This window comes from Salinibacter sp., assembly GCF_036626415.1.
Classification (GTDB): Bacteria; Bacteroidota; Rhodothermia; order Rhodothermales; family Salinibacteraceae; genus Salinibacter.
In genome coordinates this window covers 1-14,419 of record NZ_JAZKRW010000079.1, presented here as the reverse complement: position 1 = coordinate 14,419, position 14,419 = coordinate 1, and the positions used below count along the sequence as shown (strand labels likewise).

Here is a 14,419-nt window from a genome sequence, read left to right as displayed (position 1 = left end):
GAGGCGTCGTCCACCGCGTCGCTGGCGGCATCGTCGTCCATCGCGCCGTTCGTGGCGGCCCCGGCGTCGGTGGGGGGGTCATCGGTGGGAGACTCATCGCCGGGGGACTCGTCGTCAGCCGCCGGCTCGTCCGTGTCGGCCACCCGGGTGACGTCCGCAATCGCGTCGCCGGCCTTCAGGTCGATGACCTGCACGCCCTGCGTGTTGCGGCCCATCGTGCTGATCTCCTCGACGCGGGTGCGGATCATGATGCCGCCCTCGGTGATGACCATCAGGTCCTCGGCCCCGAGCACGCCCTTGATGGACACGAGGTCGCCGGTGCGGTCGGTGCGGTCGAGGGTGATGAGGCCCTTGCCGCCGCGGCCCTGCACACGGTAGTCGGACAGCGCCGTGCGCTTGCCGTAGCCGTGCTCCGCGAGGGCCAACACGTCGAGGTCGTCGTGCATCGCCGGGGGCACCGAAATCATGCCCACCAGCTCCTGGTCGCCAGGCAGCTCCATGCCGCGGACGCCCCGCGTGTTGCGGCCCATGGGGCGGGCGTCCTCCTCGTCGAAGTGGACGGCCCGGCCGCCGGAGGAGGCCACGACCACGGTGTTGTCGCCGCCGGTGAGGGAGGCCTCGATGAGCTGGTCGCCCTCGTCGATCTTGATGCCGATGATGCCGTTGGAGCGCGGGCGGCTGTACGCCTCGAGGGCGGTCTTTTTGACCTGCCCCTGCCGCGTGGCCGCGAGGACGTAGTGACTGTTCAGGAAGTCCTCGTCCTCGAAGTCCTCCTTGCCCACGCTGATGACGGCCCGCACGCGGTCGTCGGGGTCGATGTCGATGAGCTGCCGGATCGAGCGGCCCTTCGCCGTGCGGCCGCCCTCCGGAATTTCGAAGGGGCGGAGCCAGAAGCACTGGCCCTTGTCGGTGAACAGGAGGAGCACGTCGTGCGAGTGGCACACGTAGAGGTGCTCGATGAAGTCGTCCTCCCGCTTGCCGGTGCCCCGCATGCCGACGCCCCCCCGGCCCTGCGTGCGGTACGTGTCGATGGGCGTGCGCTTCGTCAGGCCCTGGTTTGTGATCGTGACGACGACGTGCTCGCGCTCGATCAGGTCCTCGATGATGATGTCGTCGCCGCCGGTGTAGTCGATCTCGGTGCGGCGCTCGTCGTCGAACCGGTCCTTTACCTTCAGCAGCTCCTCCTTGATGAGCTCCATCCGGCGGTCGCGGCTGTTTAGGATGTGCTGGAGCTCCCGGATTTTCTCGATGATGTCCTCGTACTCGCCGATGATCTTCTCGCGCTCCAGCCCAGTGAGGCGGCTGAGGCGGAGGCGGAGGATGGCGTTCGCCTGCGCTTCGGTCAGCCAGTGGCCCGCCTCGGGCTGGTCGACCAGCTCCGCGTACTCGTCCCCCAGCAGCTTTTGCACGGTGTCCTGCCCTTCGTCGGCCTCCACGGGGGGCGTGCGCGGCACGTTGATCTCGTCCAGGTCGGCGTCGGTGAGCGTGTCTGGGTAGCGGCCCTCCCGCAGGTTCTGGCGGGCCGTGCCGGTGTCGGGCGAGTGGCGGATGATGGCGATGACGGCGTCGAGGTGGTCGAGCGCCAGGGTGAGGCCCTCCAGGATGTGGGCGCGGTCCTGGGCCTGCCGCAGGTCGTACTCCGTGCGGCGCACCACAATCTCGTGGCGGTGGTCCACGTAGTGGCGGATGGCGTCCTTCAGGTCCACCACCTTCGGCCGCCCGTTCACCAGCGCCACCATGTTGACGCCGAACGTGTCCTGGAGGCGGGAGTGCTTGTAGACCTGATTCTTGACGATCTCGGCGTTGGCCCCCTGCTTCAGCTCAATCACGATGCGGAGGCCGTCCCGGTCGCTCTCGTCGCGCAGGTCGGCGATCCCCTCGATGCGCTCCTGCCGCACGCGGTCCGCGATCCGTTCCACCTCGCGGCTCTTGTTGACCTGGTACGGCAGCTCGGTGACCACGAGCGCGTCGCGCCCGCTGCGCACCTCCTCTTCGTGCATCTTGGCGCGCATGACGACGCGGCCTCGCCCGGTGTGATAGGCCTCGTAGACGCCCGCGTAGCCGTAGATGATGCCGCCGGTGGGAAAGTCCGGCGCCGGAAGGTGCTCCATCAGGTCGTCGATCTCGATGTCCGGATCGTCGATGTAGGCCACCGTGGCGTCGATCGTCTCGCCCAGGTTGTGGGGCGGAATTTTCGTGGCCATGCCCACGGCGATGCCGTCGGCCCCGTTCACGAGCATGTTGGGGAACGCGGCGGGGAGGACCGTCGGCTCCTCCATCGTCCCGTCGAAGTTTTCCTGCGTGTCGACGGTCTCCTTGCCGATGTCGGTCAGCATCTGCTCGGCGATCCGCGTCATGCGGGCCTCCGTGTACCGCATGGCCGCCGCCGAGTCGCCGTCGACGGAGCCGAAGTTGCCCTGCCCGTCGGCCAGCGGGTACCGCATGGAGAAGTGCTGCGCCATGCGCACGAGCGTGTCGTAAACCGACGAGTCGCCGTGCGGGTGATACTTTCCCAGCACCTCCCCCACGATGCGGGCGCTCTTCTTGTAGTTGGCCCCCTGCGTGAGGCCGAGCTCGTGCATGCCGTAGAGGACGCGGCGGTGCACCGGCTTCAGGCCGTCCCGCACGTCCGGAAGCGCGCGGCTCACGATCACCGACATCGAGTAGTCGATGTAGGCGGACTTCATCTCCTCCTCGATGTTGATCGGAATCACGCGGCGGTCGTCGGCTTCCATGGTGGGAACGGACGGCTGATGCAGAGGGCGGTGAGGAGAATCGGGAGCCTGGGCTGATGGCCCAAACGTTGAAGCTTCAATCCGTAAAATGTACAAAATTGGGGCCGGAAGTGCCACCGAAACGCCCCTCAAAAAACGCCTCCACCGGCTTTTGACAAGGGAACGAGGGCCGTTGACGGACGGGCGTCGGAATCGTACCTTTTGGGCGGATTAGATCTCTTCACGACGGACGTTTCCCGCATGACGCCTCACCTTCTCCTCCGCGGCGGCACCCTGCTCCGGCCCCGGCCCCAGACGACCCAGGACGCCGATCTGCTCATTCGGGACGGCACGATTGCGGCCATTGGGGACGACCTGGACGTGGAGGGCGACGTTCCGGTGTACGACGCGTCGGGCGCGTTCATCTCGCCGGGGTGGATGGACATGCACGTCCACCTCCGCGAGCCGGGGTACGAGCACAAGGAAACGATCGCCACCGGAAGCCGCGCGGCCCTCGCGGGCGGGTTCACCGACGTGGCCTGCATGCCCAACACCGATCCGCCCCTGCACACGCGCGACGTGGTCGAGTTTGTGCGGGAGCGGGCCGACGACACGCCGGTGGGCGTACATCCCATCGCGTGCGTCTCAAAGGAGCGGGCCGGCGACGAGATTGCCGAGATGGCCGACCTGGAGGCCGGCGGGGCCGTGGCGTTTAGTGACGACGGGGCGCCCGTGCCGACGGCGGGGCTGATGCGACGGGCCCTGGAGTACAGCGGCATGCTCGACCGCCCCATCATCAATCACATGGAGGAGAAGACGCTCAACCCCGGCGGGCAGATGCACGAGGGCGAGGTGTCGGCCCGGCTCGGGCTCGACGGCATTCCGGCGGCGTCCGAAGACGTCATGATTGCCCGCGACATTGAGCTGGCGGCCCTCACCGGCGGGGCCCTCCACGTGGCCCACATCTCCACGGCCCGCGGGGTGGAGCTCGTGCGGCGCGCCAAGGCGCGCGGCCTGCCCGTCACGGCGGAGGTATGCACCCACCACCTGACGCTCACGGACGCGGCGGTGGAGCGCACGGGGTTCGATACGAACACGAAGATGCACCCGCCCCTCCGCTCGGCGGCGGACGTGGCGGCTCTTAAAGAGGGGCTGGCCGACGGCACCATCGACGCGATCTGTACCGACCACGCCCCCCACGCGTCCTACGAGAAGCAGGTCGAGTTTGCCCAGGCCCCCTTCGGCATCCTCGGCCTCGAAACGGCGTGGGGCCTCATCGGACGCGAGCTGATCGAGCCGGGCGTGCTCTCCGTCGGGGAGGCGGTGCAGGCGCTGACCGTGGCCCCGCGTCGCATCCTGCGCCTCGATGGGCCGGCGCTTGCAGAGGGGGCCCCGGCGCGCCTCACCGTCTTCGACGCGTCGACCGAGTGGACCTTCACGAAAGACGACCTCCGGTCGAAGAGCGAGAACACCCCGTTCGTCGGGCACGAGATGGTGGGGCGGCCCTGGGCGGTGTACAGCAACGGGCAGTTCGTGGAGTGTGGGGCGGCCTGAGGGTACGCCTTCGCCCGACGGGAACGCACGCGGTACGTGGGGGATCGTCCGGGCGCCCCTCTCCGTATCGGCCTCTTGCGTCTGCGTCGTTCTGCTTCTCTCCCGCCCCCGATCCTACCGTGTCCACCGAGTCTCTACAGGTCGGCGTCGTCCTCGGCGGGGTGGCGCCCGAGCACGAGGTGTCGGTGATTTCCGCGCTGCAGGCCGCCGCCGCGCTTGACCGCGACCGGTACACGCCCGTGCCCATCTATGTCGCCAAGGACGGCACCTGGTACACCGGCGATGCCCTGCTGGAGGTGGAGACGTACCGCGACCTGGAGGCCCTGCGCGAGGCGGCAATGCCGGTCTCCCTCGCGCCCACGCCCCACGGGCATCTCGAACTGCTCGAAGACCGCGCGCCGGGCGTGCTGAAGCGCCTCCAGCGCCCCCGGCTGCGGCGGCGGGTGGACGTGATGCTGCTGGGGCTGCATGGCGGGCCCGGCGAGAACGGGGGCGTGCAGGGCCTCTGCGAGACGTTCAACGTGCCCTACACCAGCGCCGGCGTGTTCGGCTCTGCCCTCGGCATGGACAAAGTGATGTCGAAGCACGTGTGCCGGCAGGCCGACATCCCCGTCGTCGACTTCGTGGCGTTCCGGGAAGACGAATGGGCCTACCGGGAAGAAGCGGCTCTGGACGAGTGCGAGGCCACCCTCGACTACCCCCTCGTCGTGAAGCCCGCCCGCTGCGGGTCGTCGATCGGCATCGCACAGGCGAACACCCGCGCCGACCTCGACGCGGCCATCGAGGACGCGTTTCGGTACGACGACAAGGTGATCGTGGAGACGGCCGTCGAGGCGCTCCGGGAAATCAACTGCTCGGTGCTGGGGGACGCCCACGAGGCCACGCCCAGCGTGCTGGAGGAGCCGGTGGCGTCGGACGACGACGAGGTGCTCACCTTCCAGGACAAGTACATGCGGGAGGACGAGGAGGCAACGAAGTCGGGGGGCACCAAGGGGGCCGCGTCGAGCCCAGAGGGCATGGCCGCGCAGGACCGCGTCGTGCCGGCGGACCTCTCCGAGGAGCGGACCGAGGAGATCCAAGACCTGGCGGTCCGCATCTTCCACCAATTCGAGTGCGCCGGGGTGGTCCGCATCGATTTCATGATCGACGCGGCCACCGGGCAGCTCTATTTCAACGAAATAAACACCATCCCCGGCTCGTTTTCGTTCTACCTGTGGGAGCCGTCCGGCGTCCCGTTCGACGAGCTGGTGGACCGGCTGGTGGCCATCGCCCGCCGCCGCCACCGCGATCAGAACGGACGGGTCCAGACCTACGACGTCAACCTGCTCGCCGAGAAGAGCCTGCAGGGCATCAAGGCGAACGGGGCGCCCTAACGGCCCGACCGGGAGCCTCCTCATTCGGCCTGTGCCATCATGGTTCGCACCTCATTCCGCAGTATGCTGCCGATCCGGGGGATCGTGACATTGTTCGGGGCCCTGCTCGCAGCGAGTGCGGTCTGCGCCCACGGCCAAACGCGCCCGGCCGCGGCGGCCGCCGAGACCACGGCCGTGCCGCAGACCTCCTCCGTGCTCACCGACGGGTTCGTGCGGACGATGGGCACCGAGGGGCTCGACCGGCTCTACGGCATGCAGTTCGAGGAGGCGAAGGCCCGCTTCGACACGATCGATGCGCGCTATCCCGACCATCCCATCGGGCCCTTCCTGCAGGGACTCAACCTGTGGTGGACCATCATGCTCGACCTCACGGACACGTCCCACGACGAGGCGTTCATCGAGCAAATGAACACCGTGATCGAGCGGTGCGACGCGCTGCTGGCAGCGGACCCGGACCACTTCGACGCGGCCCTTTTTAAGGCGGCGGCCCACGGCTTTTTGTCTCGGCTCCACTCCAACCGGCGTCGCTGGTGGAAGACGATCCGAAACGCACAGAAGGCCATCAGCAACGTCCAGAGGGTGGAAGAGGTGGCCCCGGAGCGGGGCGACTACGTCTTTGGCTCAGGGATGTACGACTACTACGCGGACATCCTGCCGGAGGAGTATTCCCTGTCGAAGGCCATCATGTGGATGCTGCCCGACGGGGACAAGGAGCGGGGCCTCGAACGGCTCCGGGAGACGGCCGCAAACGGACACTACGTGCAGACCGAGGCGATCTACTTCCTCGCAAAGGTGCACTACCTGTACGAGGATGATTTCCGGACGACGCGGACGTGGACGGAGCGCCTTCGCGAGCGGCACCCGGACAATCCCTTCTTCCACACTTTCGAGGGGCGGGTGTACGCGCGCTGGGGGCGCTGGCGGCAGGCGCGGCGCATCTTTGCGGCGGTGGTGGAGCGCGCAGAGGCCGGGCAGGCCGGCTACACCGCCCACATGGAGGAGATTGCACAGCTCTACCTGGCCCGCGACCGGCTCTACCAGGACGAGTACCGCGAGGCCCTGACGCACCTGGCCGAGCTGGAGCAGCTGAGCAGCCGGGACATCGAAAACACCAAGTACCGAATGCTTGGCTACCTGTATCAGGGCATGGCGTACGACGCCCTCGGCCGCCGCGACCTGGCCGTGAACCGCTACCGGAAGGTGCTCAACATGGAGGACGCGTCCGGGGCCCACGAGCGCGCGCAGCGGTACCTCGAGGAGGCCTACTCGGGGTAAGGGAAGGGGGGAAGAGGGAAGGGGGGCGAAGAGCACGGCACAGTGGCTGCCAGCATTCGCCGAATGTCCTATCCGTGTAAGGATGCGTGGGGCGCGTCCGTGAAGAACAAACAAACAGCAGGATCCCGGCGTACCTCCCATGTAGTAGTCTTCTCAGACCAGCCACTCCGCCATGCGTTTTCGGTATACCGATTGGGATCCCGTCCGTCACGGCAGTCAAAAGCCGCTCTTCGAAGAGCTTCTGGACCTCTTCCAGAAGCTGCTCGAACACACGGCCGGAGACGCGGAGGAGGCCCTCGACTGGATGGAGCAGCTCGACGACAAGTACGGACTGACCGAGGGCTCGGACAAGGACCTCGACGACTTCATTGAGGAGCTGAAGAAGCGCGGCTACCTGGAGGACGGCGAGGAGGGCGAGACGGTCGAGATTACGGCCCGCACCGAGCGCTCGCTCCGGCAGTCGGCCCTGGAGGAAATCTTCAACGACCTGAAGAAGGGCGGCATGGGGGGGCACCGCACCCCGTACACCGGACAGGGCGACGAGCGACTGCCCGAAACCAAAGACTGGCAGTTTGGGGACGACCTCTCGAACCTGGACGTTACCGGCACCCTCTCCAACTCGTTCAAGCGCTCGGGCGTGGGGGACGATTGGCACCTCTCCGAGGACGACTTTCAGGTCCACAAGACGGACCACCACGCCTCGATGGCGACGGTGCTCATGATCGACCTCTCCCACTCGATGGTGCTCTACGGGGAGGACCGGATCACGCCGGCCCGGCGGGTGGCACTGGCCCTCTCGGAACTCATCATGACGCAGTACCCGAAGGACTCGCTCGACATTGTGGCCTTCGGCAACGACGCCTGGGAGGTCGACGTGGAGGACCTGCCGTACCTCGACGTGGGGCCGTACTACACCAACACGCGGGCCGGGCTGCGGCGGGCGCGCGACATCCTGCACCGCCGCAACAACCGCAACAAGCAGATCTTCATGATCACCGACGGCAAGCCGTCCTGCCACATCGAGGACGGGGAGATGTACCGCAACGCGTACGGCCTGGACCGCAAGGTGGTGAACAAGGTGCTCGACGAGGCCACGGTCTGCCGCCGCGAGGACATCACGATCACGACGTTCATGATTGCCCGCGACCCGGGCCTGCGCGACTTCGTCCGCGAGCTGACGGAGGCCAATCAGGGGCGTGCCTACTACTCCGAGCTCGACGACCTCGGCTCGTTCCTCTTCGAAGACTATGTCCGAAACCGGCGGAAGCACCTGGGCTAGAGAAGAGCCCGCTGAACGTTGAGGGCCGAGAGGCGTGTGGTCCCGTACGCCCCTTCGTCCTCGACCCGCCCGTCCCGTGCGCATTCCGTTTCAACCGAAGCAGAGCCTCGGCCAGAACTTCCTGCAGGATCCCAACATGGCCGAGAAGATCGTGGGGACGCTGACGGCCCCGCTGGGCGCGCACGTGGTGGAGGTGGGGGCCGGCACCGGCGTGCTTACCGAGCGGCTGGCGCAGCGACATGAGACCTTGACCGCCATCGAGATCGACGAGCGGGCCGTGGCGGCCCTCCGCGAGCGGGTGCCCGGCGTGGACGTGCGGACGGAAGACGTGCGGGAGACGGACTGGGCGGCCCTCGCCGACGCGAAGGGCGGGCCGCTCCACGTCATCAGCAACACGCCGTACTACCTCACGAGCCCAATTCTCTTCGCGCTCCTGAGGCAGCGGCAGCACCTCGCCGAGGCCGTCCTCACGATGCAGCGCGAGGTGGCCGAGCGCATCGTCGCGGAGCCGCGCACCAAGGCGTACGGCATTCTCAGCGTCCTGCTGCAGCTCTTCGCCGACCCCGAAAAGTGCTTCACGGTGCCCCCACAGGTCTTCTCGCCGCAGCCCGACGTCACGAGCGCGGTGGTGCGCCTCACGTTCGGCCCCGACGCGGCGCCCGACGATCTTCCGTTCGACGACGTGCGTCGCTACGTGCGGGCGGCCTTCAACCAGCGCCGCAAGATGCTCCGCAATAGCCTGAGCGCGTGGACGAAGGAGCAGGACGTCGGCTTCCCGAACGACTGGGGCCGCAAACGGGCCGAGGCGCTCACGCCCCAGGAGTTCGCCACGCTTGCGCGTCACCTGAACGCCCACGCCGATCCGGCCCCCGGAGTGTAGTGCGTCCCCACGGGGACGTCCGTTTCTGTGATGGGGATCGGCTTGCCACTCGTCCAGCCACTGTCGTTCCATGCCCTCCCCCGACGCCCCTTCCTCGTCGTCCCGGTCGCCGGCCGCCTCCGACGGCCCGCCCTACAGCGGCCTGCTGGAGGTGGACGAGTCGGTCGTGGACGACATCGCGGCCCTGTTGGCGGAGCGGCAGCGGGGCATGGTCCTCAACCTGGTCGCCGACCTCTATCCGGCCGACGTGGCCCTGCTGCTCCGGCGCCTGCCGGACGCGGAGGCCGGTCGCCTCTTCCGGTGGCTCCCCCCGGCGATGGGCGCAGACGTGCTTGCGGAGATGGAGGACGCGGTGCGGGCGGCCCTGCTGGAGGACCTGCCGCCGAACACCCTCGTGGGCCTGATCGACGCGCTCGACACCGACGACGCGGCGGATGTCCTCGCGGATCTGCCGGACGAGAGGGCCCTTCAGGTGCTGCCCGACCTGGAGGACGCGGAGGACCTCACCGAGCTCTTGGAGTACGGGGAGGAGACGGCCGGCGGCATCATGGCGCGCGAGTACGTGGCCATTGCGCCGGACCAGACCCTGCAGGAGGCCACCGAGGCGGTGCGCCGCAGCGCCACCGACATCGATGAGGTGTACACCGCCTATGTCGTCGACGAGGCGGGGACGCTCGTGGGCACCCTCTCCCTCAAGCAACTGCTGCTCTCGGCGGGGGCGGTGAAGGTGCGCGACGTGATGGACCCCGACTTTATCTCCGTCGCGCCCCGGGTAGACCAGGAGGAGGTGGGCCGCGTGGTGCAGCGGTACGACCTGGTGTCCGTCCCGGTGGTCAACGAGGCGGGACGCATGATGGGCCGCATCACGATCGACGACGTGGTGGACGTGATTCGCGACGAGGCGGAGGAGGACATGCAGCTCATGAGCGGCCTCACCGGGCAGGAGGAGACCGTCGACTCGGCGGTGCAGGTGAGCCGGGGGCGCCTCCCGTGGCTGATCGTGGGGCTCGTGGGCTCGGGGCTCTCCGGCACCGTCATCGGCGTCTTTGAGGCCACGCTCCAGCAGGCCGTGATCCTCGCCACGTTCATTCCCATCGTGACGGCCATGGGCGGCAACGCCGCCGTCCAGAGCGCGGCCATCGCCGTGCAGGGGCTTGGGTCGGGGGAGCTCTGGCTCTCCGATGCCTTCAAACGCATCGGGAAGGAGATGCTCGTGGCCCTGCTCAACGGACTCGTGGTGGCGGGCCTGCTCTGCGGGACGGTGGCCGTGCTCGGGATGGGGAACGTGACGATGCTCGTGGCGACCCTCAGCCTCACGATGCTGTCTGTGAGTCTGGTGGCCACCACCAACGGAGCGCTCATCCCGTTTCTGCTGACGTGGCTGGGAATCGACCCGGCCAGTGCGATGGGGCCGTTCGTGACGACCCTCAACGACATTTTGGGCCTGGCCATCTACTTCCTGATCGCCACGGCGCTCTACCTGTAGGGGCGTCGCGGAGGGGCTACTGGGAGGCGGCCTCCTCGCGGAGGGCCGTGTCGACCGCCGTCAGAAAGCGGTCGACGCGGCGCCGGTTGACGCCCAGGTCGCTGTGCCCCACCCGGCTGGCGCTGCGGACGTACAGGGCGCTGCCGCCGCCCTCACGAGACTGGACGGCCACGTCCACGTCGTCTTTAAACACCAGCGCCACCCGGTACACCGCCTCCAATCGACGCGGAGACGACGCATCGGGGTGCGTGTCGGGGCGCCGGAGCGTGACGGGGCCCAGCGACTCAAGGGCCCGCTCCGCAGCCCGGTACAGCGTATCCGGGGGGACGTCGTAGCCCTGCGCCACACGCTCGCAGTTGGGCGTGTCGGGGCAGGCAGGGAGGGGGTTGTCGGGCAGCGACTGCGCCGGGGCCACGAGCGGAAGCGTCAGTGTGAGGAGGACGACGCCAACGTGAGGAACAGGGGACACAATAGCGACTACTGCGGCGCAGAGGCGGTGGAGGGGGCCTCCTGAGCGGAGCGGCTCGCCTGCTGCTGCAAGCCCTGCGCGTCGTTGTACTTCGAGGGGCATTTCACGAGAATGTTCTCGGCCACAAACGTGCCGTCCTGGTTCCGTCCCTCCACGACGACCTGCTCGGCCTCCTCGAAGTTGGCCGGCTTCGGGTTGTTGTATCGCACCTTCCGCACCGTGCCGTCCTCGTCCCGCATGTAAAAGGTGAAGACGTTTTGCGTGCGGTCGTAGCTCGTGGGCCGCTCCTCCGCCCAGGTCCCCACCACGTGGGCCGTGGCCCCGGTGCGGGCGGCCTGGTCAAAGTTCATGTACCCGCCCACCTGGCTGCCAAAATTGACGAACAGAAGGGTCCCGAAGCCGATCATGGCGGCCAGGCCGAAGATGGTTTTCCACTTCATAGAGGCACGGAAGATGAAAGCCTGAGGTCACTCGTCTTCTGAAATGGACCGGTCGACGCGCCGTTCCAGCTCGTCGATCTGACGGTCGGTCCGGTAGAGGAGCGCGACCACCCCGATCCAGATCAAGAGCACCACGGCCAGCACGACGTAAATCTTGCCGTCCTGGCCCATGAGGCGGTCGAGCCCCTCGGGGGCGGAGGCGTCGGGCTGCTCCGCCCACGTGCTGTCGTAGGCCGTGGTGGTGTCCGGGCGCTCTTGCCCCGGCCGGAGGGCGGGCGGGTCGGACGGCCGCAGGGGGTGAATGGTCATGGAGCAGGGGAACGGGCGCGGGCGGTCGACGAGCAGGCACAGGGGCGGGCTACGAGGCGGGGCGGTCGAGGCCCCGTCCGTCGGGGGGCTGGCCGAGGGCCTTGCGCCGCAGTACCTCTCGGAGCCAGGCCAGGCGGACCCGCTGCGTGTACAGCAGCCAGCAAAGCCCCAGGAAGGCCAGCACGGACGGGTAAAAGACCCAGCGCATGGCGGGGGCGAGGTCCGTTTGGCTGAAGGCCGGGCTGCCCTCCCCGCCGGGGTGGAGGCTCGGCATCTGGCGGGGCAGGATGTAGAGCAGGAAGGGCATCGTCACGACCGCGAACAGGTTGTAGACCGCCGCGATGCGGCCCCGCGTCCGGGGGGCGTCGATGGCGTCGCGCAGGACGAAGTACCCGCCGTAAATGAGCAAGAGGACCGCCGCCATCGATTGCTTCGGGTCAAAGTTCCACCACACCCCGGTGCCCTCGTACCACGTGAAGCGGGCCCACACCATGCCCGTCACGATGCCGAGCCCGCCAAAGATGAGGCCGAGCCGGGCCGCCTCCCGGGCCCGGAGGTCCCGAAGGCGGTCGCCGTGGCGGAGGTACTGGGCCGAGTGGTACGCCGAGACGATCGTGGCCGCCATGAGCGCAAACCACATCGGCACGTGGAAATAGAGGTTGCGTGCCGACTGCTCGAGGATGTCCAGCTGCGGGATGTCGCCCAACAGGCCGGCGACGAGAATCCCGGTGAGCACCACCACGACGGCTCCGCGCACCCCGCGGTACAGCCGACGACTGACCAGCCCTGGTGTCTGCACGTGGGAAGGCATGACGCAGCAGATGAACTTGTGAAACAGTGTCGGTACTGATACGCCGCCCCGAGTGGCGGCTTTCCGGGGCGCCCTTGAATTCGCTCAACGTTCAAGGCGGTGGGTCAGTCCACCCATACGTAGTCAAACAACACCACGGCCGCGGAGATGGTGGCCCCGGCAAAGCCCACGAGCGTCAAAAGCTCGTCCTGGGCCGCGACCCACCCCTGGCCGAGCAGCGCCTTGCGCGTGGCCCCGACCCCCGACACCAGCACCGGCACCAGCACCGGCAGCAGGAGCACCGGCAGGAGCGGCCCGCCGCGAGAGGCGCGGGCCACGAGGGCCGAGAGCAGCGTCGTGGCGCCGGTCAGGCCGAGGGCCCCAAGGGCGAGCGTGCCCACGAAGAGGCCGGGCGTGCCGACGGAGACGCCGAGCAGCAGCAGGAAGACGCCGGTGGCGACGAGGGTCAAGAGCACCACGAGGCCGAAGTTGAAAAGCAGCTTGCCGGCGAAGACCATGCTCGCCCGCGTGTGGAGGCGAAGCAGGAGCGCGGTGCCGCCCTCATGCTCCGCCACGAACGACCGCCCGAGCCCGATGGAGGCCGCGAACAGGAGCACGATCCACAGGAGCGCGGCCCGCACCCGAGCGCTCAGGGGTTGGGGCCCCACGGCAAACGCCACGAGGAGAAGGGCCGCCAAGGCGAACAGCAAGAGCGTGTTTGCCGCGTACCGGCTGCGCAGCTCGGTACGAAGGTCCTTCCGAAAGACGGCCCAGGCGCCGGCGAGCCAATTCATCAGGGGAGAAGAAGACAAGAAGCGGAATGCGACCGCGTCTCCGTGCTTCGGGGAACGCATCGGAAAATAGCGACGCGGGGATGGAAAGTCGACTGTCTGTTCGCTATCCTCGCAACCCTGTTTCGTCCCCATTTCCAGATCGTGCCCCCGCCCGATGAACACCGCGTCTCCCGCTCCCGATTCCATTGTCGGCACCCTTCTCGGCACCGCCGTCGGTGACGCACTGGGGATGCCTGTCGAAGGCCTCAGTCACGCGAACGTGCGCACGTATTATAAAGGCATCAAAGAGTACCGGGACGACGATCAGCGGGGTGACCTGGACGCGGGGCAGTGGACGGACGACACGCAGATGACGTTCGCCCTCGTGCGGGCCCTCGCCGCCCATCCCGGGGCGCCGGAGGCGTGGCCGGCCGCCGTCGCGGACGAGTACGTTGCCCTCCGGGCCGAGGCGCGACGCTGGGGCACGACGACCACGACGGCCATCGATCGTCTGGCGAAGGGGAGCGCTCCCGACGAGTCCGGCGTGCCCGACCGCCCCACGGACGGCGCGGCCATGCGGGCGGCTCCGCTCGGGGTCTGGTGGGCAGCCCAAGATCTGGACCGGACCGCGGCCTTCGAGGCGGTGCGCCCGGTGCTGTCCGTCACACACGGCCACCCCGCAGCCCTGGCGGCCGGGTGGGGGCAGGTGGTGGCCGTCCGTACGCTGCTGGACTGGACGCCCGACACGTTCGACCGCGCGACGTTCTGGGAGCGGCTGGTCGACGCGACGGCGTGGGCGGAGAAGCGGCTCGACGGGGACGACCGCGTGTCAGGGCGTCTGGAGACCCTCGCGGACCAGCTCGACGCCTTCCCGCTCAACCTCGGGGACGCGTGCGACGGGGTTAGCGTGCGGGCCGACGAGGCCTGGCCGTTCGCGTGCGCGATGGTGGCGCGCCGCGCCCACCTCCTCGAAAACACGCTCCTGTCCGGCATCAATGTGGGCGGGGACGCCGACACCACCGGGGCCATGATGGGGGCCATGCTCGGCGCCCTCCACGGCTGGGACGCCTTTCCCGA

General features: G+C 68.3%; 13 protein-coding genes. 7 read left to right on the top strand and 6 right to left on the bottom strand.

Annotation, left to right across the window (positions count from 1 at the left end; all coding sequences use genetic code 11):
• A partial coding sequence (gene gyrA, locus V5A20_RS09545; protein ID WP_332327214.1) for a DNA gyrase subunit A occupies positions 1 to 2,735 on the bottom strand: 2,735 nt, incomplete at its 3' end.
• Between the two features lie 240 nt (positions 2,736 to 2,975).
• On the opposite strand from gyrA, the gene V5A20_RS09540 reads away from it, so the two are divergent.
• The 6 genes from V5A20_RS09540 (at position 2,976) to mgtE (ending at position 10,561) form a co-directional block, all read left to right on the top strand.
• On the top strand, positions 2,976 to 4,268 hold the full coding sequence (locus V5A20_RS09540) for a dihydroorotase (protein ID WP_332317018.1): 1,293 nt from the start codon (positions 2,976 to 2,978) through the stop codon (positions 4,266 to 4,268).
• Positions 4,269 to 4,387: 119 nt separating this feature from the next.
• Positions 4,388 to 5,641, top strand: a complete 1,254-nt coding sequence (locus V5A20_RS09535; RefSeq protein ID WP_332327213.1) for a D-alanine--D-alanine ligase family protein — start codon at positions 4,388 to 4,390, stop codon at positions 5,639 to 5,641.
• A gap of 39 nt (positions 5,642 to 5,680) precedes the next feature.
• Complete coding sequence (locus tag V5A20_RS09530; RefSeq protein ID WP_332327212.1) at positions 5,681 to 6,916, top strand: tetratricopeptide repeat protein; 1,236 nt, start codon at positions 5,681 to 5,683, stop codon at positions 6,914 to 6,916.
• A gap of 172 nt (positions 6,917 to 7,088) precedes the next feature.
• Positions 7,089 to 8,195, top strand: coding sequence for a vWA domain-containing protein (locus tag V5A20_RS09525; protein WP_332316540.1), 1,107 nt, complete (start codon positions 7,089 to 7,091; stop codon positions 8,193 to 8,195).
• Between the two features lie 76 nt (positions 8,196 to 8,271).
• Positions 8,272 to 9,075, top strand: coding sequence for a 16S rRNA (adenine(1518)-N(6)/adenine(1519)-N(6))-dimethyltransferase RsmA (gene rsmA / locus V5A20_RS09520; RefSeq protein ID WP_332327211.1), 804 nt, complete (start codon positions 8,272 to 8,274; stop codon positions 9,073 to 9,075).
• A 70-nt stretch (positions 9,076 to 9,145) separates the two neighbouring features.
• Positions 9,146 to 10,561, top strand: coding sequence for a magnesium transporter (gene mgtE, locus V5A20_RS09515; protein WP_332316538.1), 1,416 nt, complete (start codon positions 9,146 to 9,148; stop codon positions 10,559 to 10,561).
• Between the two features lie 16 nt (positions 10,562 to 10,577).
• Here mgtE and V5A20_RS09510 read toward each other — a convergent pair whose 3' ends face one another.
• From V5A20_RS09510 to V5A20_RS09490, 5 genes are all read right to left on the bottom strand, one after another.
• Positions 10,578 to 11,030, bottom strand: a complete 453-nt coding sequence (locus tag V5A20_RS09510) for a DUF1499 domain-containing protein (protein WP_332316537.1) — start codon at positions 11,028 to 11,030, stop codon at positions 10,578 to 10,580.
• 8 nt (positions 11,031 to 11,038) lie between these two features.
• Positions 11,039 to 11,470, bottom strand: a complete 432-nt coding sequence (locus V5A20_RS09505) for a cytochrome c maturation protein CcmE domain-containing protein (RefSeq protein ID WP_332316536.1) — start codon at positions 11,468 to 11,470, stop codon at positions 11,039 to 11,041.
• A gap of 27 nt (positions 11,471 to 11,497) precedes the next feature.
• Complete coding sequence (locus V5A20_RS09500) at positions 11,498 to 11,779, bottom strand: CcmD family protein (protein ID WP_332316535.1); 282 nt, start codon at positions 11,777 to 11,779, stop codon at positions 11,498 to 11,500.
• Between the two features lie 49 nt (positions 11,780 to 11,828).
• On the bottom strand, positions 11,829 to 12,590 hold the full coding sequence (locus tag V5A20_RS09495) for a cytochrome c biogenesis protein (protein WP_332327210.1): 762 nt from the start codon (positions 12,588 to 12,590) through the stop codon (positions 11,829 to 11,831).
• Between the two features lie 104 nt (positions 12,591 to 12,694).
• Complete coding sequence (locus tag V5A20_RS09490; protein WP_332327209.1) at positions 12,695 to 13,363, bottom strand: heme exporter protein CcmB; 669 nt, start codon at positions 13,361 to 13,363, stop codon at positions 12,695 to 12,697.
• A gap of 154 nt (positions 13,364 to 13,517) precedes the next feature.
• On the opposite strand from V5A20_RS09490, the gene V5A20_RS09485 reads away from it, so the two are divergent.
• On the top strand, positions 13,518 to 14,419 hold a 902-nt coding region (locus tag V5A20_RS09485; RefSeq protein WP_332316532.1), incomplete at its 3' end, for an ADP-ribosylglycohydrolase family protein.